This window comes from Niveispirillum cyanobacteriorum (genome assembly GCF_002868735.1).
Classification (GTDB): domain Bacteria; phylum Pseudomonadota; class Alphaproteobacteria; order Azospirillales; family Azospirillaceae; genus Niveispirillum; species Niveispirillum cyanobacteriorum.
In genome coordinates this window covers 2,735,001-2,756,523 of record NZ_CP025611.1, presented here as the reverse complement: position 1 = coordinate 2,756,523, position 21,523 = coordinate 2,735,001, and the positions used below count along the sequence as shown (strand labels likewise).

Genomic DNA, 21,523 nt, shown 5'->3' with positions numbered 1-21,523 from the left:
CCCATGTCCGATCGCGCCTATTTCGACTATCTCCTGCGCCTGGGCGATGACAGCCTGGTGCTGGGCCAGCGCCTGGGCGAATGGTGCGGGCACGCGCCGACGCTGGAGATCGACCTGTCGCTGGCCAATGTCTCGCTGGACCTGATCGGGCAGGCGACATACCTGCTGGGCCATGCCGGCACGATGGAGGGGGAAGGCCGCGACGCCGACCGGCTCGCCTTCCACCGCGACGCGCTGGATTTCCGCAACTGCCTGCTGGTCGAGCAGCCCAATGGCGATTTCGCCCAGACCATCGCCCGGCAGTTCCTGTTTTCGACATACCAGCGCCTGCTGTTCGACAAGCTGGCCGCGTCCCCGGATGCACAGCTGGCCGCCATCGCCGCTAAGGCGGTGAAGGAGGTCGCCTATCATGCCGACCTGGCCGCCGGCTGGGTGGTGCGCCTGGGCGACGGGACCCAGGAGAGCCGGCAGCGCATGGTCGAGGGGCTGGAATGGATGGCCCGCTTCGTGGACGAACTGTTCGCGATGGACGCCATCGAGACCGGCCTGTCGGCCCGTGGTCTGGCCGTCGACAAGGCGGCGCTGCGCCTCGCCTTCGACGCCATCATCGCCCGCACCCTGGCAAAGGCGACACTGCCTCCGCTGCCGTCGCATCGCCCTGTCCTGGGCGGACGCAAGGGCCATCACAGCGAGCATCTGGGCCATCTGCTGGCCCCCATGCAGTATCTCCAGCGCACCTACCCCAACGCCAGCTGGTGACGCCATGGCCATTGATGCCGCCCGCGTGATGGAAGTGCTGGCCACGGTGCCCGACCCGGAAATCCCGGCCGTCTCCATCGTCGACCTGGGCATCGTGCGCGGGGTGGATGCGGACAGGTCCGCCGTGCTGCTGACCCCCACCTACACGGGCTGCCCCGCCACCCTGGCCATTGAGATGGCGGTGCGGCGGACGCTGGCCGCTCATGGGCTGGGCCATCTGGATGTCGAGACGGTGCTGTCCCCCCCCTGGACCACCGACTGGATCAGCGAGGCGGGACGGGAAAAGCTGCGCGCCTATGGCATCGCCCCGCCGCCACCCGGTGCAGCCGCGACCCGCCTGCGCGGTGCCGAGCTGCCCACGCCCTGTCCCCGCTGCGGCTCCACCCGCACCACGGAAGTCAGCCGCTTCGGTTCCACCCCCTGCAAGGCGCTGTGGCGCTGTCAGGACTGCCTGGAACCGTTCGACCGTTTCAAATGCCATTGAGCCGATATCGAGAGGCCCCATGTCCACCGGCTTCCATCCCCTCACCATCGCGGAAGTCAGGCGGGAAACCGCCGACGCCGTCTCCATCCGCTTCGACGTGCCCGACGCGCTGAAGCCCCTTTTTACCTTCAGGCCGGGCCAGCACCTGACCCTGCGGGCCGACCTGGAGGGCCAGGATGTGCGCCGCAACTATTCCGTCTGCGTCGCCCCACAGGAAGGGGAGCTGCGCGTCGCCATCAAGCGCGTGGCCGGCGGCCTGTTCTCCGGCTTTGCCAATGAAGCGCTGAAGCCCGGCATGGTGATGGAGGTGATGCCCCCGCATGGCGCCTTCACCTGGGCCTTCGATCCGCAAGCCGCCAACCGTTATGTCGGCTTCGCCGGCGGATCGGGCATCACCCCCGTCCTGTCGCTCTTAAAATCGGCGCTGCTAGCCGAGCCGAAAAGCCGTTTCACCCTGCTTTACGGCAACCGCGACACCGCCTCCATCATCTTCCTGGAGGAACTGGCGGGGCTGAAGGACCGGTTCATCGACCGGCTCTCCATCCTGCATTTCCTGGAGGATGAGGAAGAGGAGGTGGAGCTGTTCAATGGCCGACTGGACCGGGCGAAATGCGCGGAGCTGCTGGAAAGGGTTGTGTCCGTCGCCGACATCGCCGCCTTCTTCGTCTGCGGCCCCGGCCCGATGATGGATGCGGTGGAGCAGAGCCTGCTGGAACGCGGCGTGGCGCGCGACAAGGTGCTGCTGGAACGCTTCACGGCCGACCGGCCCGACGCGGCCCAGGCCGCCGCCACGGCCGCCCGCGCAGCGGAAGCGGCGGGCGCCAAGGTGACGCTGGTCCTGGACGGGCGCCGCCGTTCCATCAGCTTCGACCCCGCCCTGGGCAATATCCTGGAGAATGCCCGCGCCGCCGGCGTGCCCGCCCCCTATGCCTGCAAGGCCGGCGTCTGCGCCACCTGTCGGGGCAAGCTGGTCAGCGGCAAGGTGGAGATGGGGGCCAATTACGGGCTGACCGCGGCGGAGGTCGAGGCCGGCTACATCCTGACCTGCCAGTCGGTACCGGTAGGGGCGGATGTGGTGGTCGATTATGACGCCTAAGCCCGACCTGTTGGTCGAGACGCCGTCCGACGGCGTGCGCCTGCTGCGCCTGAACCGGCCCGACCGGCGCAACGCCCTGGCCACGCCGCTGCTGACCGCCCTGGCCAAAGCCCTGGATGCCGCCGCCGCCGATCCCGATATCCGCGCCGTGGTCATCACCGGCGACGCCAAGGTCTTCGCGGCCGGTGCCGACATCCGCGAACTGGCGTCGTCGGGCCCCGACGACCCGCCGCACGGGCCGCGTCAGGCCGCCTGGGAGCGCATCCGCGACTTTCCCAAGCCGCTGATCGCCGCGGTGGAGGGGTGGTGCCTGGGGGCAGGCTGCGAGTTGCTGATGTGCTGCGACCTGTCAGTGGCCGGAGAGGGCGCGCAGTTCGGACAGCCGGAAAGCAGCCTGGGCATCATGCCCGGGGCCGGCGGCACCGCCACCCTGCCCCGGCTGGTGGGCCGCAATCTCGCCATGCGCATGGTGCTGACGGGAGAGATGATCGACACGGACCGCGCCGTCGCCGCCGGGCTGGTGGGCGAAGGCGTGCCGGCCGGCCAGGCACTGGATCGCGCCCTGGACCTGGCCCGCACCATCGCCGGCCGCGCGCCTGTAGCGTTGCAAGCGGCCAAGGCCAGCGTGCGGACCGCCTTCGACCTGACCCATGGCGACCATCTGCTGCATGAACGCCGCCGCTTCCTGGCCCTGCTGGGAACCGACGACAAGCAGGAGGGCGTGTCCGCCTTCCTGGAGAAACGCACCCCCCGCTGGCAGGGACGATAGGAAAGGCACGCCCCATGAAGAAGCTGATCGCACTCTACCGCAAGCCCGACGATGTCGAGGCCTTCCTGAAGCACTACAACGAGGTCCACCTGCCGCTGGTGGAGAAGGTGCCGGGCCTGCTGCGTACCATCGTCAACCGCGTCACGGCCTCGCCCATGGGCGGTGAGCCCGCCTTCTTCATGATCGTGGAGATGCAGTACGCCGACGCGGTCAGCTTCGACGCGGCCATGAAATCGCCGGAGAACCGGGCCGCGGGCAAGGACCTGATGGGCTTCGCCCGCGACATCGTCACTCTGGTAGTGACGGAAGCGGAGTGACCTAACCCGGCAGATTCGTCAAGCTGGCGGGTGTAGCCCTAACCCTTTGATCAGCTGTGGAGTTTGGGTGCTAACGCCAGCACTCACTGATCTTCTGCATGGGGCCTCTCGGTGTCAAGCCTCCTGAGCGAACGTCACGCCGCCGAGTTCATGCTTCTGTCCGTGGTCGGCACCAACGCCCCCACATCATGGGGTCAAAGAGGAACCGGCGAGCCGATCTAAAACGCGTGCTTCCGACCTTGATCGTCGCACTGCCCGGAAAGCGGGTTCACCGGTTCCCGCGTCCTGGCGTCGGGTCCTCATGAGGGCGGGAGCACCCCCGCCCGAACTCAGTTTCGTTTTAGGCTGCCATCGCCGCCTCCTTGCCCCAGCGGAAGATCGTACCGTCACCCCACCTGCGATGCAGGACGGTGGCGAGCTTTCTGGCTAGCGCCACCTTCGCTCGCTTCAGCCCCCCGGCGCTTGGCAATCTCCATCGCCCGCCGCTTCAGGCTGGAGAAGCGCATATTCTGACGCAGCATCGCGCTGGATGCCTCGAAGAAGGCCGTGCTTACCATGTCGTCGCCGACCTTGCTGATCCGCTCAGTCACATCGGTCTCACCCGACTGATACTTAGTCGGTGTGAGACCGAAATGTGCGCCTACCGCCTTCGAATTGGCGAGCCCGGCCGGGTTGTCTACCGCCGAGCGGAAGGTCAACGCCACAAACGGCCCGACGCCGGGAACCGTCATCAGATGCTGGTGTAGCTTGGTAAGCTCCGTCCGCATGGCGCCGCGCGCGGCCAGCATCGGCGTCATCACCTGCCCCAGCATAGGATGATGCCCAGCGATCAGTTCACGGACCCGGGCCTCGAACCGGGGCTTGGTCACGGCACCCGTCTTCAGCCCGCCCCCCAGAATGCTGCCGATACAGGACTCCAGATCCAGGAGCTTGGTCACCAAAAGCTTGCGTGCAACCAGCAACGCCCGCACCTCCTGCGCGCTGGCCGTCTTGCAATGCACCGGCCGGTACCAGCCCATCCGCACCATGCGCGCAATCCCACGGGCGTCCGTCTGGTCTGTCTTCACCGTCATCGCCGACAGCGCCGCCTTCACAAGCCGGGTTTCCAGCAGCACCATCTCAAACCCGGCCGCCATCAGCCCAGCATGGACACCGCTTCTAATTTCTCTGCGCCTCAGCCAGGGTCACATGGCCGCCCCCCAGCCGGGGGCGGTCACTCTCCATTTCCGTCAGGGGCGTCACCTCGGCCAGCGTGGCTAGGCAGCGGCGAGCGATCTCACGATATTCGGCCGTCCCCTGGCTTTTCCATTCGATCTCCTTTTTAGTCAGTTCGCGCACCACACGGGCCGGAGTACCGGCCACCATCACGCGCGGCGGGATTTGCATCCCGGCCTTCACGAAGGACATGGCGGCCACCAAGGCTTCCTCTCCCACCACCGCATTGTCCATGACGACGGCATTCATGCCGACCAGGGCATTGCGCCCGACGCGGCAGCCATGCAGCACGGCGCCATGGCCGACATGCCCATCCTCCTCCACCACGCATTCCTTGCCGGGGAAGGAATGCATGACGCAATTATCCTGGACATTGGCCCCGCGCTGCACGATTAGCCGGCCCAGATCGCCGCGCAGGGCGGCACCGGGCCCGATATAGCAGCCGGGGCCGACGATGACGTCACCGATTAGGACGGCCGTGGGATGGACGAAGGCCGCGGGGTCGACCACGGGGACGAGGCCGGCGAAACTATAGCAGGGCATTGACTTGCTTCCTTGATTTCCTGTTGCCTGAGGAGGACTTATGGTTCATCACCGGCAGGAGGGTTTCCGGGGTTGAGTAGGGCATGGCACGCAAGCAGTCGGCAGATTACGAGCAGCGGCGCGAGGCGATCATCGACCGGGCGGCGGACCTCTTCGCGGTGAAGGGCTACCTGGGCAGTTCCGTCGCCGACCTGGCAGAAGCCTGCCAGACCTCCAAGTCGCTGATATACCATTATTATCCGTCAAAGGAGGATATCCTTCACGCCGTCATGGCCTCGCATGTCGAACAATTGACGTCGGCCGCAACGGATGTCGCCGCCATGGGTCCAGACCCCGCCGTCCGCCTGCGGGAACTGGCGCGGCGGTTCATGAGACTCTATATCGGCGCCGCGTCGCGGCAGAAGGTGCTGCTGAACGATTTGGCGCATCTGCCCCCGAAACGCCGGGCAGAGATAGTGGCCGGCCAGCGCGCACTGGTGACACTGGTCGAGGAAATCTTGGGGGCCCTGCATCCGCCGCTGATCCACGACGCCGCGCATCGGCGAACGGCGGCAATGCTGTTCTTCGGCATGATCAACTGGACCCATACTTGGATGAAGCCCACCGGCCCTCTGGGCGCCGACGAGATCGCTGACATGTCCACCGGTATGGTGCTGAAGGGGATCAAGGGGATCTGACGCCCTTGATCCCTCACAGATGAATCAGTTTGCCAACGGCCGCCATTGCCGCTTCTTTCAGCGCCTCCGGGTGCGTGGGACGGGCGTGGCAGCTCAGCGCGATATCCTCTGCCGTTGCGCCGAAGGCAATGGCCTGGGTCGCCCGGGCAATCAGGGTGCCGGCCACGGCGCCGATAACACGCTGTTATCCGGCGTGGAAAAGTGGCTCTGACTCAATTTTGATGAAATTCGGGATTCCTCTGGAGTGCGTTTTCCATAGGGATCAGCATGATGCGCTCAGGCTTACCACACTCAATGTTCGACGTTGCCGGCATGGCCATCAAGGACATCACCGACGATGATGGAATGGTGCGGCTTACCATAAGCCCGGTCACGGCGATGAGCGCCTGTCCCGGATGCGGAACGCGGTCTGGTCGGATCCATAGCCGATATCATCGGCGGCTGGCGGACCTGCAGACAACCGGTCGACGTGTTGAGCTTGTGCTGCGGGCCCGCCGTTTCTTCTGCGATGCCGTGCTCTGCGGGCGCCGCGTATTCACAGGCGCTTCGATCCCAAGGTTCTGGCGCCTTGGGCCCGCCGGACGGAGAGCTGGTCCCCGGTGAGCGGACAGTTTTTGTTCGGCGTTAAGCTTGGTCCTGTTCAGTTCACGCCGCCAAACACAGTCTGTCCGCCCTTTGCCTGTATGCCTCGTCGGGTGTCTGTCCCCCGAGCGCGGAATGTGGGCGTTGGTTATTGTAGTAATCGATCCAGCGTCCGATCCCGGCCCTGGCCTCGCTGCCGGTCTCGAAAGCGTGGAGATAGACGCATTCGTATTTCAGTGACCGCCAGAGCCGTTCGATGAACAAATTGTCCATCCAGCGGCCTCTTCCATCCATGGAAACCTTGATACCGGCATCGGTCAAGATGCCGGTGAACCTCGGGCTGGTGAATTGGCCGCCCTGGAAGCCCTTCTATGTGTCAAGCAGCGAGCTGTGTCTCGTTGATGTCACGCTGTCGCCTTCGGATGATGGTAAAGACCTCCCGGGCGATGTAGCGCTTGAGGCAGCGAATAGCTTCTAACTTGGAGTGCCCGTCAGCTATCCGGCGGGCAACATAGGCCTGGGTCCGACTGTCAGTCCGAAGACGACCGATGGCGATAATGTGCAGGGCGCTGTTGGCGGCTCGGTCCCCACCGCGGTTCAATCGATGCCTGACTATTTTCCCGGACGATGCCGGAACAGGGCTTACTCCGCAAAGCGCAGCAAAGCTGGCCTCAGAGGACAGCCGCTCCGGATTGTCACCGGCGGTGATGAGAAGCTGAGCCGCCGTCTCATGGCCGATGGCATTGCGCGCGACCAGGTCGGGGACGAGTTCACCGACAATACTTGCGATCATGGTATCAAGTTCGGCGATCTCATCATGCAATTCGACATATCGCCGGGCGAGGGATTTCAGCGCGATCCGATAGGCTGAGAGCGGGTTGCGATAGTCTGTGAGATCGGGCCGCCAAGCAGCCAATGTCCGGACAAGTCGCATGCGTGTCATTGTCCGCAACATGTCACGCAATTCCTCCGGCGCCGCGACAATGGTACTGCTGATCATCTGAAGGGTAACGCGACGTGCTGCCACCGCCGTATTCCGGCAGGACTTGAGAACACGCAGGGCTTCGATCATGCCATCGCGCCGCTTCGGCGTGGCAACACGCTTACCGGTAAAGGCGGCGTGGGCCGCAGCTTCGGCATCGAGATCGTCGCTCTTGCCACGTCGTCGCCGATCAACCTTGTCCGGTGACGTCACTTCCAGGACTTCTATCCCTGCGGCCTGAAGATGGCGTAACAGGCCAGCACCATAGGTGCCGGTGGCCTCGACCCCCACGCGGTGGAGTGTGCCGAAGGACCGCATCCAGGTCACCATTTGGCGATAGCCCTGCCTTGTGGTCGCGAAACTGCTGGTGCCAAGCAGTTTGTCGCTTTCATCGACGACGGCGGCGACGTGGAGGTCCTTGTGCGTATCGACGCCACCGACGATCCGGCGGGTCCGTTCAGCTTCAATCAACACCATCATGCCCCCTTCGAAACCATTGATCGAGATGGTGAGCGGTTTCGCAGGGCGGGACGCCTGGACAAGACAGTCACGTGACAGAATGTCAGGCCCTTCTCGGGTCACATGCGCCAGCGAGGCGAAACCTCGCCGCAAAGCATCTCGTACGGCCGACAGTTCCAGGGAAAGACACGGGTCGTGGGTCGATCGGTGTTCGGGTCACGCCGCGTCGAGATGCCTTGCGGTGTCAGCCAAGATAGGCCCTATCGCAGTAGGAGTGAGACCAATCCGATAGCTGGCCTCGATACACTGACTGTCGGTGTTGAAGATTTCCGGTTTGCCGTGTCGGGCCATGGCATCCCGCAGGGCCTCCAGGCAGAAATCAATGTCCATGCTGTTGGATAGCCTCCAGGCCAGCACCCTGCGCGATGCCCAGTCCATCACGGCGATCAGGTACAGGAAACCCCGTCGCATGGGAATGTAGGTGATGTCCGTACACCAGACATGGTCCGGCCGGTCGATGGTCATATCCCGCAGCAAGTAGGGCCAGATCTTGTGCTCTGGGTGGGGAACGCTGGTCTTTGGCCGCTGGTAGATGGCTGCCAACCCCATCCGGCCCATCAGCCGGCGCACCCGCTTGCGATTGACGACATGACCCTGGCGCCGCAGATGATGGGTCATCTGCCGGCTCCCGTACCAGGGCGTTTCCAGGAACTGGGCATCGATCAGCCGCATCAGCGCTAGGTTCTCAGCACTCTCGCCCCGTACCGGCCCGTAATAATGTGACCGGCTGATCGACAGCAGGGCGCATTGTCGGACAACCGACAAGCCAGGATGTGACCGATCCACCATCTCCCGCCTCCGACCGGCGCTCATCGACCGGAGGCCTTGCGCAAAAAATCCCGCTCCACAACCAACTGACCGATCTTGGCATGCAGCCGGTCAATCTCGGCCGCCTCAACCAGCGGCGTGGCCTCGGCCTTGCCAGAAAACGACGCCGCCATCCCCTCGATCGCCTGCTTACGCCAAGCGTTGATCATCGTCTGGTGAACACCATGCTTCGACACAAGCTGCGCCATCGTCAACTCGCCCCGGATCGCCTCCAGTGCCACCTTCGCCTTGAAATCAGCTGAATATCGCTTCCTCTGTCCCGTCATGTCGGTCGTCCTTCAATAAGGCCGAACCAAGCGTACGCGTCCGGTGTGAGCCGCCTTGTGTTTGGTGGTCGGTAGCTGGGAGTCTTTGCGTAAGCGCGATAGCGCGGACGCAAACGAGTGGCAAACGTGATGGCTTATCAGCGGCTGGAAGTTCTGACGGGCACCGAGCGGCGTCGAAAGTGGTCGGACGCGGAGAAGGCCCGGCTGGTGGAGGCGGCGTTCAGGCCCGGCATTGTGGTCAAGGAGGTTGCCCGGCGGTTCGGGGTCCACGAGAGCCTGCTATACCGGTGGCGTCGGCAATTGGGCGCATCGGTTTCGACGGTCGACAGTCCGGTTCCGGTGTTCGCGCCGGTCCAGCTTGCGCCTGTGGATGAGCCGATGGCCGTGCCGGTCGTGGAGGCGACGATACCAGCCCCCAGCCCACCCGCAGCATTGGTCGCGGAGATCTCGGTGCTTCTGCCCGGCGGGGTCGAGGTGCGGCTGCGGGGGTCGGTGGATCTGGCGCTGGCCAAGGCGGTGATCCGGGCAGCCGGAGATGCTGGATGATCCCGATCCCGCCGGGGGTGCATGTGTGGCTGGCGACGGGCCGGACGGACATGCGCAAGGGTTTCGACAGCCTTGCCCGACAGGTCCAGGAGGTTCTGGGGCGCGATCCCCATGGCGGTCACCTGTTCGTCTTTCGCGGTCGCCGCGGCGACCTGGTGAAGGTCATCTGGCATGACGGCCAGGGGGCTTGTCTGTTCACCAAGCGCCTGGAGCGCGGCCGGTTCATCTGGCCGTCGGTGGTGGACGGGGCGGTGACGCTGAGCCCGGCCCAGTTGGGCTATCTGTTGGAAGGGATCGACTGGCGGCTGCCGCAACACACGGCCCGGCCCGAACGGGCGGGCTGAAAAGCTGCAGACAAGAGGGCGTGGGCATGATTCAATGCCTCCATGTCCAGCCCCAATCCTCCTGCCCTCGCTGCCAACACCCTGCCCGCCGACCTGGCGGCGGCCCATGCGCTGATCCTGGCGTTGCAGGGGGAATTGGCCGACGGCGCGCCAACAGGCCGGCGAACGGGCGATCGAGATTGAACGGCTGCGTCTGGCCCTGGCCAAGGCCCGGCGGGAGCTTTACGGCCAATCCTCGGAGCGGGGCCGGCTGCTGGTGGAGCAGTTGGAACTGCAACTGGAGGAGTTGGAGGAGACCAGCGCCGAGAAAGAGGTGGCCGGCGAACTCAGCACGCCCGCCCCCACCCTTGCCGGCACGCCGCGCAAGCCGGCCCGGCGGCCGCTGCCAGAGGCGCTGCCACGGGAGCGGATCGTGCATCCGGGGCCTTGTGTCTGCGAGCGCTGCGGCGGCGATGCCTTGCGTAAGATCGGCGAGGACGTGCTGGAAAGCCTGGAATGCGAACCCCGCCGCTGGAAGGTGGTGCAGCATGTGCGGGAGAAGTTCGCCTGCCGGTCCTGCGAGGCGGTGAGCCAGACGCCGGCGCCCTCCCATCCGATCCGGCGTGGCCGGGCCGGGCCGAACCTGCTGGCCATGGTGCTGGCCGGGAAATATGCCCAACATCTGCCGCTGCACCGGCAGAGTGCCGCCTATGCCCGGGAAGGGGTCGACCTGGACGTTTCCACTCTGGCCGACTGGGTCGGCGCGGCGGCGGCAACCCTGGCCCCGCTGGTGGCGGCGATACGCTCCCACGTTCTGGCGGCTGATCGTCTCCATGGCGATGACACGCCGGTGCCGGTTCTGGCTAAGGGCAAGGCCGCCACCGGCCGACTATGGGTCTATGTGCGGGATGATCGACCGTTCGGCGGTAGCGATCCTCCCGCCGCCCTCTACCATTATGCCCGCACCCGTGCCGGCGAGCATCCGCAGCGCCACCTTGCCGGCTGGGCCGGAATATTCCAGGCCGACGCCTATAGCGGCTATGCCGGCCTCTACGACCCCGCCCGCAAGCCCGGTCCCCTCCTGGAGGCCGGATGTTGGAGCCATGTCCGCCGCCGGTTCTTTGATCTGGCCAAGGATGGAAAGTCACCCCTTGCAGCCGAGGCCGTGAAGCGCATCGACGCGTTGTTCGCCATCGAGCGCACCATCAACGGTCGCGCCATCGCGGAACGTGCCGAAACCCGCCAGGAGAAAAGCCGTCCCCTGATCGACGATCTGGAGCAATGTCTGCGCCACGCCCGTGCCAGTCTGTCGCCCAAGTCGGATCCTGCCAAGGCCATGGATTATGCCTTGAAACGTTGGGGCGCCATGACCCGGTTCCTGGAGGATGGGCGCATCTGCCTGTCGAACAATGCCGCCGAACGCGCCCTGCGCGGCATCGCCGTCGGACGCCGGAATTGGACCTTCTGCGGCTCCGATGCCGGCGGCAACAGGGCTGCCGCCATATACACCCTCATCGAGACCGCAAAGCTCAACGACGTCGATCCCCAAGCCTGGCTCGCCGACACCCTCGCCCGCATCCACGACCATCCCGCAAAGGCCATCGCCGACCTATTGCCATGGAACTGGAAGGCAAATGCCTGAATGGGCCTGCGCCGGATGCTTACTCTTTAAGTCTAACAACAATCGCTTAATGTAAACCCGGAACCCTCAAGACCGACATGAAGCGCCCATGCCAGACCCATCGCTATGAAGCCCAAGTGAGCTGACCCCTCACAACTAAACAGTCTTCTTACCCTTTGTCAAAGTGCTGGGCTTCATATCACACACAGCGAGTAGAGCGTATGCATACTGATTCCCGGCTTCCCGTACCCAGCGATTAGTCACGACAAAAACCCACACAAGTACTGCGAACACGTTGATCACAAATGCCGACAGGATAGCGGGTCCGAGATCGGATACTACTTTCGCTAGCGCGGCCAAATTACTGGTCCTTACAAACTCCACAAGACCAGGTACCTTGGTAAGGATCGCAAGCGTCATAATGATCAAGGTCAGGACGCAAAGAGTAAGCGCAAAAGGCTTGAGGCCCCGCAGATTGCGGCGGAATCCGTATTGCGCATTCTCCAGGTGCACCATCGCAAACTCTTTGCCACGAGCACTTTCTTTCAACCATCGCACCGCTGAATCATAAGTCGCATTGGCACCTGCGGGACTCGTCTGTTCCTCTTGAACAGTGGGGAAGGTCAAGTTTCCGGGAACTTCTCTTGCTAGATATTTGAGGTACCGCAGTCGCGTGTGCTCATCTAGTTCGCTATCGTGCCGCAATAGCAGTGTCGTAGGCCAGCCGCCCCAGCTCTTCACGAGCTTCGACTCAATCCGCTTGCCCTTAGTGCGAGCGTAAGAGCCGAGAGCGTACAAGAGGCCGCACGCCATCGCCAATGTAAGAAGTGTAGCTGCGACGTTGGAAAGCAGAAACGACGGGAACCATGCCAACCCAGCGAGAAGGGGAGGAAAGATCGTTAGGAGACCGGGGAATAGCCTGGCCTGCCGGCCATAGCTGTCAAACATTTGTGCGATATCGGTTGGGATTGGTATCGCCATCGTCAAACCTTCTCATAGGAGTCGGGGTACGCGGAAGGCACAAGCGGCGTGTAGTCTGGCCGTGTGGGACGGGTACCGCCCCACGTGCAGATGTTTCGGCCCTCGGTCATGTGAAGATCTGCACCACGATGAATAAGTGCACGCTGAACGACTTTACGGGGATGATCTTCATCCTCTTTCGCCGAACTGATGTAAGCGTGAAAATGTCCTTTTTGCTGCTGTTTCGGCAAAATCGGGCCAACAATCGCGTTCAACAAATCCGCATTCACATTGCGGCGTCCACCGTGGTGCGGAACCTGAAACTTGTCGATCCCCGGGAGCTCCAAACCGACATATGGCGCATAGTCGATGACTTCCTGCAGACCGCCCCGTCCTGTATCAGCGGTCAGCAGGATCTTCTTGCCGTTCAGCACCGCGTACTGGACCACACTCATTTCGTTTTCATTGCTCGTATCTTCTGCTGGAAAGGCTTCCCCACCCCAGGCCGCTTGGAGCAACGAGACAGCTGACTTTGCCTTTTCTACGAAAGCATTTAGGATGCTATCGATAGCGGTTTCCTCAACCGCAACGCTTGCGGGAGTTTTATTCGAAGTCAAAATGAGTTCAAGGTAGCGCTTACGCGTGGGAGCCATGACGTGGAATGCGCCAATCCGTGCGCCTTGGAACGGCTCATAGATAGGGATGCCCTTCTTGATCGCGATATCCTCAAGTGCGGCGAGGTTAGCATAGGCGTTTCGAAGCCGGTCCCGCAGATGCTTAACACTGCTATAGGTCGTAAATTGATCGATGAGCTCGTCGGCATAGTGCCACGGGCAGAGCATCCAGAGTTCGCCGACGTCAAAATGTTCGAGAATTGCAATCAGACCACGCGCGTGGTCCCCGTCGTTGTGCGTTGCAATCACGCGATCAATGAATGGTGGATTGCTATAGTACTTGTTGATGAGGTCGCGGAGTCTCTCCCCGCTAGTCGTATAACCTCCATCCACCACGTGGATAGTTGTCTTTCCTTCCGTCTCGTAGCGAATTGCTATCGCATCGCCACTTTTCTTGGTTTCGACGCCCAAGAAATCTATTTCAAAAAAATCCGCCACGGAATTCCCTCCCCCTCGCAATTCCGAACATATTGCCCTAGGTATGAAGCTCCGAAAGACTTTTCAAGATAAAATAAAAGATACTCGACATTAAACCTACACATGGTTACAGGTCGCTTCAACACCTTGAAAATCGAGTGACTTCAGGTCAAAAAATTGGAATAGGGACGAACGGAAATTGGGGACCAACCTAGCCTGATTCGGAGCAAATGGTGTGAACGGGGCCATGCAAAAGACCACAAGATCAGAAGGCATATTAGTTCGAGATATTGAAAACAGATCTTGATTTGACATTTCATTGAGAAGCAGGCCGGATGTCTGTGCTTCGTCAACTCCTTGTGTACACCAAGAATCATGCTCGTATCGGCTGTCATGGGGTGCCGGAAGCTGACTGGTGGGTTCAGTCTAAAAACTGTGAGAGCTGCCTCTCGCTCAAGTGGTTTGAAGAATGGCAACTCGCGATCATATCCACGCCCCTGAGAAACATCGTACGCATCCGGTGAGGGCCGCGGGTGCTTCGGCGATAGCTGCATAGTTCGGCTCAGGCTGCGGTTGCCTTCTGGTTGTTGATTTCCACGCGGAACTGACCCGGGATTTCCATCGAGAAATGACCCACCATTGAGTTATGCGGCTTGGTTTATGATTGGGTCAAGGCATGTGGATTTCCCTTTCTCTTGCCGGATGCTGCGGCGGTGCTGGCCTTGAAACGAAAGCTGTCATTTCCGGTTTCGACGATGTGACAGCGATGTGTGAGGCGATCGAGCAAGGCGGTGGTCATTTTGGCATCGCCAAAGACGGTGGCCCATTCGCTGAAGCTGAGGTTGGTGGTTATGATGACGCTGGTCCGCTCGTAGAGTTTGCTGAGCAGGTGGAATAGCAGCGCACCGCCAGATGCGCTGAACGGCAGGTATCCGAGTTCGTCCAGAATCACGAGATCCAGGCGTGTCATGGCCTCGGCCAACTGCCCGGCTTTACCCTTGGCCTTCTCCTGCTCGAGCGCGTTGACGAGTTCGATGGTCGATATGAAACGGGCTTTACGACGATGATGTTCGATCGCCTGGATGGCGATAGCCGTTGCGATGTGGGTTTTTCCGGTACCGGGACCACCGATCAACACGACATTCTGCGCGCCGTCGATGAACGCGCAGCTATGGAGCTGCCGCACTGTGGCCTCGTTGATCTCACTGGCCTGGAAATCGAAACCTGCCAGATCCTTGTAGGCTGGGAACCGTGCGGCTTTCATGTGATAGGCGATGGAACGCACCTCACGTTCCGCCATCTCGGCTTTCAGCAGTTGGTTCAGAATGGGGATGGCGGCCTCAAAGGCGGGAGCGCCCTGCTCAATCAGATCGGTGACGGCCTGCGCCAATCCATACATCTTGAGACTTCGCAGCATGATGACGATGGCAGCGCTGGCGGGGTCATGACGCATGACGGCCTCCAGCAGTGCGGGCACGCAGGTCGTCATAGCGTTCGACATTGGCCTTGGGTTCATGGCGCAGGAGCAGGGTCTGCGGTGCGCTGATGGTCGGCCCGTCGGTCGGCTTGCCATCAATCAGACGATGCAGGATGTTCAGGATATGGGTTTTGGTCGCGACGCCGTCGGACAGGGCCAGTTCGACCGCAGCCAGCACCGCCTGCTCATCGTGCTGCAGAACCAGGGCTAGGATATCGACCATGTCGCGATCCCCACCGGGACGCCGCAGCATCTGATCCTGTAATCGCCGGAACCCCGACGGCAGGTCCGCGAAGGGGGCGCCATTGCGCAATGCGCCGGGTTTGCGTTGGATCACCGACAGATAATGGCGCCAGTCATAAATTGTCCGGGGCATTTGACGGGATCGGTCAATCCACCGTTCATGCTGGCACAGAATATTTCCCTCGGCCGCGATAACAAGCCGGTCCGGGTAGACCCGCAGGCTGACGGGCCTGTTCGCGAAAGACGCCGGCACGCTGTAGCGATTGCGCTCGAAACTGATCAGGCAGGTCGGTGAGACGCGCTTGCTCTGCTCAATGAACCCGTCAAACTGGGGCGGCACCGGCATCAGCGCAGACCGTTCCTCTGCCCAGATATCGGCCAGGGTCCCGACGAGATGGCCATGCGGAATCTCCCGCCACAGCGCCAGGCAGCGTTGTTCCAGCCAAGCGTTCAGCGCGGCCAGGTCGGGAAAATCCGGTATCGGCTGCCACAGCCGTGGCCGTGCGTCCTGCACATTTTTCTCGACCTGCCCTTTTTCCCAGCCCGACGCCGGGTTACAGAACGATGGCTCGAAGACATAGTGGTTGGCCATGGCCAGAAATCGCAAATTGACCTGGCGCTCCTTGCCACGCCCAACGCGATCCACCGCCGTGCGCATATTGTCGTAGATCCCGCGCTCCGGCACGCCGCCGAAGACGCGGAAGCCGTGCCAATGGGCGTCGAACAGCATTTCATGGGTTTGCAGCAGATAGGCGCGGACCAGGAATGCCCGGCTGTACGCCAGTTTGATATGCGCGACCTGCAATTTGGTACGATGACCGGCCAGCACGGCGTAATCCTCGCTCCAGTCGAACTGGAAGGCCTCGCCGGGGCGAAAACTCAGCGGAACAAAAACGCCGCGTCCTGTCGTCTGCTGCTCGCGTTGGCGTTCCGCCCGCCATTCACGGGCAAAGGCCGCAACCCGGTTATAAGAACCAGTGAACCCCAGCGCGACCAGATCGGCGTGCATATGTTTCAAGGTTCGGCGCTGCTTGCGCGATTTGGAGGCCTCGGCCTTGAGCCAGCCTGCCAACTTGTCGGCGAACGCGTCCAGCTTGCTGGGGCGTTCTGGTATCGAGAACTTCGGCTCGATCGTTCCAGCGTTCAAATACTTCTTGATGGTATTCCGCGACAGGCCGGTCCGACGCGCGATCTCCCGGATCGCAACCTTCTCACGCAAGGCCAAACGGCGGATGACATTCAAAAGTCCCATGTCGATCACTCCAGTGCCCCCCGTCGCTCAACGCGCAGGGGGGACGGTCACATGGGTCAATTCTCAATGGAAATAAGCCGCCTTCCCGGGTCAGTTCCGCGTGGAAATCAACACGGTTCCGCATCTGACTGTACTCCGGACCCCCTCCATCTTCATCCCCGGAGCGGTCGATCAGTTCATCAGCGGTAGCGTCAGCCATGAGGCGCTTCTGCAGTCAGATCTGCACTATACGCACGGGATTGGCCGCAAGATCTCGCCCGACGTGCTCATCCTCGATGCAGCACGCAAGGCAATCGACATCTTCGAACTCAAGCGGGGCCTGGCCAAGACCGACGCCGGGAAGACCAGGCAGACAGTTCGGGATCTCCGCTGCGTACGGCTGATCTCCAAGAGCTATGCGCAGGTCATGCTGGACACGACGGTCGTCGAGACGACAGCCGCCGTTTGCTCAATCCACGGGGCGTCGGCAGTGCCGCCGGACCTCCGGATCAGCCTCGAAGAGCTGGAAGCGCGGTACAACGTCAACCTGAAGTCCGTCATCGAGCACACCTACCTGGAGTTCGGCCGGCGCCTGGAAGCTTTGCTTTTCGAACAGGCGCTGGAAGATGATCTGCCGAATCTTATGGCGAGCTTCGAACTCATCGAGCCTGCTTCCGTCTCCGTATACTGATCGTCCCCAGTTTCATCTCATCCTGTCGTGAACCTTTTACCGAGTTCTGCATCACATCGCTGGCCGCCTTGATCGTCCTGAAAACCCAGAAAGGGAAGGGATTTGATCACCCTGAGCGCCGCCTTGCGTCACATCCAGGAACTCGGTCGCCTGCACCTACTGTGCACGCCTTCTGATCCGTGACCTTCACCCTCACGGCCCCCTTCTCCGCATAGAGCAGTTGCCGCCGCCTCTGGGAGCCGGCCACTGCCTTCGCCATGCCTGCATCATCAGGCGTGCACCCCTATGCCCATCCGCACCGCCCGCCGACCATCCGTCAACGGGAACACCCACCCTTTGCCTGTTAAGAGGCCAACCATGACCGATACTGCCACCGATGTGCCGATCACCCTGGCCGCCGCCGCCAAACGATACAACGCTCAGGTCGCCGCTTCCCTCGAGATGGAGCAGGCCCCACGCCCTTCTCCGACGGTTGCGACCGGTGACTGCGCCACCGCATGGGCGATGCTCGATCGCGGCCTCGCCGCATCACCGCAGATCGCTGATGCGCTGGACAAGGGCGGTTGCCTCATCATTGTTGAGGTCCCCGGACTGGACTGGGTTCGCCCTGTCCGCGAAACACTGAAGCTCTACCTTTCCGGCCCCACGGAAATGGATGATGCGCAGTTCACGACAATGATGGAGACCTTGGCTCTCGGTGATGACGAGGAAACGCCGCTTCCGGAAGTACCCGAGGAACCTGTTCGCCCTGAGTGGGCATGGTTCAGCGAGTTAGGGGAAAAGGACAGGCACTGGGCTCCGCACGACATTGACTCCATGACCACGGCATTGGGCAATGGCAAGGGCGTCATCATGCTGGCCTCCCGGCTGGATCGCATGCCTGCATCCGTCAGACATGCCGCGGATCACCATCTGACCCTTCCGACGCTGGACGGCGCCGCAATGACAGTGGCCGCACACGTGCTGACGGGTCACCATCCTTCCATCACCATCGACGATCGCCTCTGCGGCTACCTCAACCCCGATATCCTCCGGTTGTCACGGCGGCTGGGAGAAGACGGCGATGCCTGGATCCGGCGCCTGCGGTCTTTCGCGAGCCTCGCATCGCAAGCCGTCCCCTATGATGGCCCCAAGTTGGTCGATCTTCACGGCATGGATGACGCGAAGGCATGGGGCCTTAACCTAGTCCATGATCTCAAGGAGTACCTGGCTGGACGCTTGCCCTGGAAGGAAGTTGACAGGGGGTGCCTGTTGGTTGGCCCCACTGGCACGGGCAAGACGTCGTTCGCGCGAATCTTGTCAGGGACAGCCGGGCTGCCGCTTGTGACCGGATCGCATAGCTTATGGCAGGCGGCGGGGCACCTTGGTCTGATGCTAGCGGCAATGCGCCGGACGTTTGAACAGGCACGGGCGCAGGCCCCCTGCATCCTGTTCATCGATGAGATTGACGCCTTCCAGGACCGGCAATCCCTGCGGAGCAACCAGAGGGACTATAGTCTCCAGGTCGTCAATGCCCTTCTTGAGGCGACCGACGGAACCCTCGCGCGGGACGGGGTTGTCCTGCTGGCGGCAGCCAACGGCCTGTCAGTCGACCCGGCGTTGGTCAGGCCTGGCAGGCTCGACAGGGTGATCATGGTGTCCTTGCCCGATGACCAGGCGCTGGCCGGAATCCTGCGCCAGCATCTCGGTCCCGATCATCTCCCCGGTGTTGACCTTCTCCCCTTTGTGTCAGGCATGACGGCATCCGGCGCCGATGCCGAGCTTTGGGCTCGTGATGCGAAGCGTGAGGCCCGCCGCGCCGGGAGGTCACTGACGCCCGAGGATTTGTTGGCGCATATCCCTCGTCCAGAAACCGTTTCCCCCGATCTGCATTTCAGGGTCGCCGTGCATGAGGCTGGCCATGCTGTGGCCGCCGCCGTCGAGCTGCCGGGCAAGGTCCAGATCGTCAAGGTTCACGGCGACCATGCCGGTGTTCGGTTCGAACTGGGCCAGTTCGACACAGAGGCCGACGCCCGTGCGCACATCCGCATCCTGCTGGCGGGTCGCGCGGCAGAAGAGCTACGCCTGGGAGCTGCGGGTTTCGGGGCCGGTGGCCCGGTGAACAGCGATCTCGCGCGCGCCACCAGCCTTGCAGCCGCTATGTTGGCGGGCCATGGATTCGGCGACCAACTGCTGTGGCTTGGCAACGCCGTCCCCGAGAATACCCACTCGCTCTTGTCTGCTCACCCCACCTTGGCAGAACAGGTCGGCCGGATGCTGGCCGAGGAGCATGAACGGGTGTTGGCGCTTCTTCGACCACGCCTGCCGGCCATCGACCAGGCGGCCGCTATTCTGGTCGAGCGTGGCAGCATGTCGGGTCACGAACTGGAAGAGCTTGTCGCGGCCATGCCCATCAGCACCGAAGCGGCACCATGATCCAAGGCCACCCATGGGGGGCTCTTTCGCCCCCGTGGGTAGATATCTCCACCATGTCTTTGGTGATAACAGAAAGGGGGCGTCCATATGAATCGGTGGCCGGCCGCTGCCAAGTGGTGACGTTCGAATGGAGGTTCCGGGCCCCTGACGCCCCCTATTCAAATAGGGACGGCATAGATGGTTGGATCTCGGCACCACGCCAAGCCCCAACCAGACATGCGCATGACGCATATGTAAGCCGCGTTTCTTGATGGTCAGATGAAGGGTGGGCCAAGTCTGGGTGCTGGAGCATATCGCCGGGGAATGGGACGCGCTGTGCGTCCTTCACGGCCCAGAGTGCTAAGCACATGATCCATCTCCGCCTTGTAATTCCGCCCGCCAACGATGGCAACAAAAAGCCGCTCAACGCCTATACCGATACGCTTGATCCCGCGGTACTCGTGGTGGCCGCTGCTCTCGGTCGCAAGATCGCTCGGGACCTGATCGCCGCGGCGACCGCGAACGACAAGCGCTCCCACCCTGACGAAGCGTGATAGCCTTCTGTTCAGGAAGGTTGCTCCCCCATCCCCGTAAAGCCGGTGACTCATGAGCCTCCGCACAGCTATTTATGCCCGCTATTCGTCCGATCAGCAGAGCGCCTCCTCTATTCAGGACCAGTTCCGCATCTGCCGCGAACAAGCCGCCCGCGATGGCTGGCAAGTGATCGGCACCTATCAGGACGCCGCCATCAGCGGCGCTTCCCTGACCTTGCGCCCCGGCATCCAGACACTGCTCCAGGACGCACAAGCCCGCAAGATCGACATCGTGCTGGCCGAGGCCCTGGACCGTTTGAGCCGTGACCAGGCCGACACCGCCATCCTGCATAGGCAGCTCCAGTTTGCCGGCGTCAAGATCATCACCCTTGCGGAAGGCGAGATCAGCGAGTTACACGTGGGCCTTAAGGGTACCATGAATGCCTTATTTTTGAAGGACTTAGCAGCAAAGACTCATCGTGGCTTGCGGGGACGCGTCGAAAAGGGCAAGGCCGGTGGCGGCCTTTGCTTCGGCTATGATGTCATCAAGGAACTCGGGCCCGACGGCGAACCTGTCCGCGGCGGAAGGCGCATCAATGAAGCGGAGGCAACAACCGTCAGACGGATCTTCCAGGAATTCGCCCAGGGCATCAGCCCCCGAACCATCGCGGCCAACCTGAACAAGGATGGCGTGCCCGGCCCCAATGGCAAGCTGTGGGGCGACACGACAATTCGTGGGCATGCGATCAGGGGAACAGGCACGCTCAACAACGAACTCTATTCCGGCGTGCTGGTTTGGAACAAGGTTCGCTATATTAAGGATCCGGCAACCGGCAAGCGTGTTCCCCGTCTGAATCCAGAAAGCGCCTGGATCAGGACGGAAGTGCCGGACTTGAGGATCATTGATGATGAGCTTTGGCAGGCAGTGCGACAGCGCCAGCAGGCGCTGGCCATTCAATTCGAACCGTCCATCAAAGCCAGCCGGGAGGCGCACGCCAACCGGCTGAACGACCGGCACCGGCCCAGCTTCCTGTTGTCCGGCCTGCTCAAATGCGCCCGGTGCGGCGACAATTACGGCATCATCACCTACGATCGCTACGGCTGCCTCAACCGCTACCGGCGCGGCACCTGCGAGAACAGCCACACCGTCAAGCGCCAGGAGATCGAAGCCCGTGTGCTGAACGGGCTACGCCACAATCTGGTCTCCCCCGAAGCTGTCGAGACGGCTATTCGGAATGGGGTTGAACTGGTCAACCGCTCCAACCGTGAGCTGCGCGCCCGGCAGTTGGATGACCGGCAGGCCCTGGCCAAGGTGCAACGCGGCATCGACGCCATCACGGCGGCCGTCGAGGACGGGCTTTATCAGCCGTCCATGA

21 protein-coding genes and 4 pseudogenes (1 of these 25 running past the window's edge) are annotated in these 21,523 nt (G+C 62.3%); 14 read left to right on the top strand and 11 right to left on the bottom strand.

All coding sequences use genetic code 11. The features are described 5' to 3' along the window. Positions 1-3 precede the first annotated feature (3 nt). The 5 genes from paaC to C0V82_RS12795 are packed head-to-tail and all read left to right on the top strand — an operon-like array spanning position 4 to position 3,425. Positions 4-759, top strand: coding sequence for a 1,2-phenylacetyl-CoA epoxidase subunit PaaC (gene paaC / locus C0V82_RS12815; RefSeq protein ID WP_094453401.1), 756 nt, complete (start codon positions 4-6; stop codon positions 757-759). A gap of 4 nt (positions 760-763) precedes the next feature. Beyond that, positions 764-1,243: a 1,2-phenylacetyl-CoA epoxidase subunit PaaD gene (gene paaD, locus C0V82_RS12810; protein ID WP_094453399.1), complete on the top strand. Its 480-nt coding sequence runs from the start codon at positions 764-766 to the stop codon at positions 1,241-1,243. A 19-nt stretch (positions 1,244-1,262) separates the two neighbouring features. Then, positions 1,263-2,339, top strand: a complete 1,077-nt coding sequence (gene paaE / locus C0V82_RS12805; protein WP_094453397.1) for a 1,2-phenylacetyl-CoA epoxidase subunit PaaE — start codon at positions 1,263-1,265, stop codon at positions 2,337-2,339. Then, positions 2,329-3,108, top strand: coding sequence for an enoyl-CoA hydratase-related protein (locus C0V82_RS12800; protein ID WP_094453395.1), 780 nt, complete (start codon positions 2,329-2,331; stop codon positions 3,106-3,108). Before paaE ends, C0V82_RS12800 begins: the two co-directional genes overlap by 11 nt. Before the next feature lie 14 nt (positions 3,109-3,122). Continuing rightward, positions 3,123-3,425, top strand: coding sequence for an EthD family reductase (locus C0V82_RS12795; protein WP_094453393.1), 303 nt, complete (start codon positions 3,123-3,125; stop codon positions 3,423-3,425). Positions 3,426-3,765: 340 nt separating this feature from the next. Here the strand turns inward: C0V82_RS12795 and C0V82_RS12790 are convergent. Both C0V82_RS12790 and C0V82_RS12785 read right to left on the bottom strand, forming a co-directional pair. After that, positions 3,766-4,576, bottom strand: a pseudogene (locus C0V82_RS12790) (IS110 family RNA-guided transposase); the annotation flags it as partial. A gap of 7 nt (positions 4,577-4,583) precedes the next feature. Then, positions 4,584-5,183, bottom strand: a complete 600-nt coding sequence (locus C0V82_RS12785) for a phenylacetic acid degradation protein PaaY (RefSeq protein WP_094453389.1) — start codon at positions 5,181-5,183, stop codon at positions 4,584-4,586. Between the two features lie 83 nt (positions 5,184-5,266). Here C0V82_RS12785 and C0V82_RS12780 point away from each other — a divergent pair, with 83 nt between their 5' ends. Then, positions 5,267-5,860, top strand: coding sequence for a TetR/AcrR family transcriptional regulator (locus C0V82_RS12780; RefSeq protein ID WP_094453387.1), 594 nt, complete (start codon positions 5,267-5,269; stop codon positions 5,858-5,860). A 13-nt stretch (positions 5,861-5,873) separates the two neighbouring features. On the opposite strand, the gene C0V82_RS12775 is transcribed toward C0V82_RS12780, so the two are convergent. Further along, positions 5,874-6,026 (bottom strand): hypothetical protein, encoded by a 153-nt coding sequence (locus tag C0V82_RS12775; protein WP_245837827.1) that lies wholly within the window; start codon positions 6,024-6,026, stop codon positions 5,874-5,876. A gap of 101 nt (positions 6,027-6,127) precedes the next feature. Between C0V82_RS12775 and C0V82_RS27910 the strand changes: the two genes are divergently transcribed. Next, positions 6,128-6,463: a transposase family protein gene (locus tag C0V82_RS27910; RefSeq protein ID WP_094453383.1), complete on the top strand. Its 336-nt coding sequence runs from the start codon at positions 6,128-6,130 to the stop codon at positions 6,461-6,463. A gap of 42 nt (positions 6,464-6,505) precedes the next feature. Here C0V82_RS27910 and C0V82_RS12765 read toward each other — a convergent pair. The 3 genes and pseudogenes from C0V82_RS12765 to C0V82_RS12755 all read right to left on the bottom strand — a co-directional run. Then, a pseudogene (locus tag C0V82_RS12765) lies at positions 6,506-6,802 on the bottom strand (transposase); the annotation flags it as partial. Positions 6,803-6,818: 16 nt separating this feature from the next. Beyond that, positions 6,819-7,898, bottom strand: a complete 1,080-nt coding sequence (locus C0V82_RS12760) for an IS110 family RNA-guided transposase (protein WP_425435932.1) — start codon at positions 7,896-7,898, stop codon at positions 6,819-6,821. Positions 7,899-8,141: 243 nt separating this feature from the next. Next, positions 8,142-9,037, bottom strand: a pseudogene (locus tag C0V82_RS12755) (IS3 family transposase); the annotation flags it as partial. A gap of 117 nt (positions 9,038-9,154) precedes the next feature. On the opposite strand from C0V82_RS12755, the gene tnpA reads away from it, so the two are divergent. The 3 genes from tnpA (at position 9,155) to tnpC (ending at position 11,548) form a co-directional block, all read left to right on the top strand. Next, entirely contained in the window at positions 9,155-9,583 is a 429-nt protein-coding gene (tnpA, locus tag C0V82_RS12750) for an IS66-like element accessory protein TnpA (RefSeq protein ID WP_165771967.1), read from the top strand. Continuing rightward, positions 9,580-9,927, top strand: a complete 348-nt coding sequence (gene tnpB / locus C0V82_RS12745) for an IS66 family insertion sequence element accessory protein TnpB (RefSeq protein WP_094453379.1) — start codon at positions 9,580-9,582, stop codon at positions 9,925-9,927. The genes tnpA and tnpB overlap by 4 nt, the downstream gene beginning before the upstream one ends. A gap of 42 nt (positions 9,928-9,969) precedes the next feature. Beyond that, positions 9,970-11,548, top strand: a protein-coding gene (gene tnpC / locus C0V82_RS12740; RefSeq protein ID WP_370466056.1) for an IS66 family transposase whose coding sequence is annotated in 2 segments (ribosomal slippage) — positions 9,970-10,068 and positions 10,070-11,548 — 1,578 coding nt in all. Because the reading frame shifts where the segments join, the coding sequence is not laid out codon by codon here. Between the two features lie 135 nt (positions 11,549-11,683). Here the strand turns inward: tnpC and C0V82_RS12735 are convergent. The 4 genes from C0V82_RS12735 to istA all read right to left on the bottom strand — a co-directional run bounded on the left by C0V82_RS12735 (position 11,684) and on the right by istA (position 16,550). Continuing rightward, entirely contained in the window at positions 11,684-12,508 is an 825-nt protein-coding gene (locus tag C0V82_RS12735; RefSeq protein ID WP_094453376.1) for a hypothetical protein, read from the bottom strand. Between the two features lie 2 nt (positions 12,509-12,510). Beyond that, positions 12,511-13,599 carry an MBL fold metallo-hydrolase gene (locus tag C0V82_RS12730; RefSeq protein WP_094453374.1) on the bottom strand — a complete coding sequence of 363 codons (1,089 nt, stop codon included), beginning with the start codon at positions 13,597-13,599 and terminating at the stop codon, positions 12,511-12,513. A 637-nt stretch (positions 13,600-14,236) separates the two neighbouring features. Beyond that, positions 14,237-15,031 (bottom strand): IS21-like element helper ATPase IstB, encoded by a 795-nt coding sequence (istB, locus tag C0V82_RS12725; protein WP_102113413.1) that lies wholly within the window; start codon positions 15,029-15,031, stop codon positions 14,237-14,239. Then, positions 15,021-16,550 carry an IS21 family transposase gene (istA, locus tag C0V82_RS12720; protein WP_102112661.1) on the bottom strand — a complete coding sequence of 510 codons (1,530 nt, stop codon included), beginning with the start codon at positions 16,548-16,550 and terminating at the stop codon, positions 15,021-15,023. Before istA ends, istB begins: the two co-directional genes overlap by 11 nt. 100 nt (positions 16,551-16,650) lie before the next feature. Here istA and C0V82_RS12715 point away from each other — a divergent pair, with 100 nt between their 5' ends. From C0V82_RS12715 to C0V82_RS27485, 4 genes and pseudogenes are all read left to right on the top strand, one after another. Continuing rightward, positions 16,651-17,220 carry a hypothetical protein gene (locus C0V82_RS12715; RefSeq protein WP_102112660.1) on the top strand — a complete coding sequence of 190 codons (570 nt, stop codon included), beginning with the start codon at positions 16,651-16,653 and terminating at the stop codon, positions 17,218-17,220. A 357-nt stretch (positions 17,221-17,577) separates the two neighbouring features. Further along, positions 17,578-19,635: an AAA family ATPase gene (locus C0V82_RS12710; RefSeq protein ID WP_158659899.1), complete on the top strand. Its 2,058-nt coding sequence runs from the start codon at positions 17,578-17,580 to the stop codon at positions 19,633-19,635. A 347-nt stretch (positions 19,636-19,982) separates the two neighbouring features. After that, positions 19,983-20,168 carry a hypothetical protein gene (locus tag C0V82_RS12705; RefSeq protein ID WP_094453342.1) on the top strand — a complete coding sequence of 62 codons (186 nt, stop codon included), beginning with the start codon at positions 19,983-19,985 and terminating at the stop codon, positions 20,166-20,168. Between the two features lie 52 nt (positions 20,169-20,220). Continuing rightward, positions 20,221-21,279 (top strand): annotated as a pseudogene (locus C0V82_RS27485) (recombinase family protein); the annotation flags it as partial. A gap of 54 nt (positions 21,280-21,333) precedes the next feature. Here C0V82_RS27485 and C0V82_RS27480 read toward each other — a convergent pair. Next, a protein-coding gene (locus tag C0V82_RS27480; protein ID WP_245924087.1) for a hypothetical protein crosses the window boundary here: on the bottom strand, positions 21,334-21,523 show its 3' portion. 86 nt of this gene lie beyond the right edge of the window; the window shows 190 of its 276 coding nt (coding positions 87-276); its start codon lies off the right edge, out of view; the stop codon is at positions 21,334-21,336.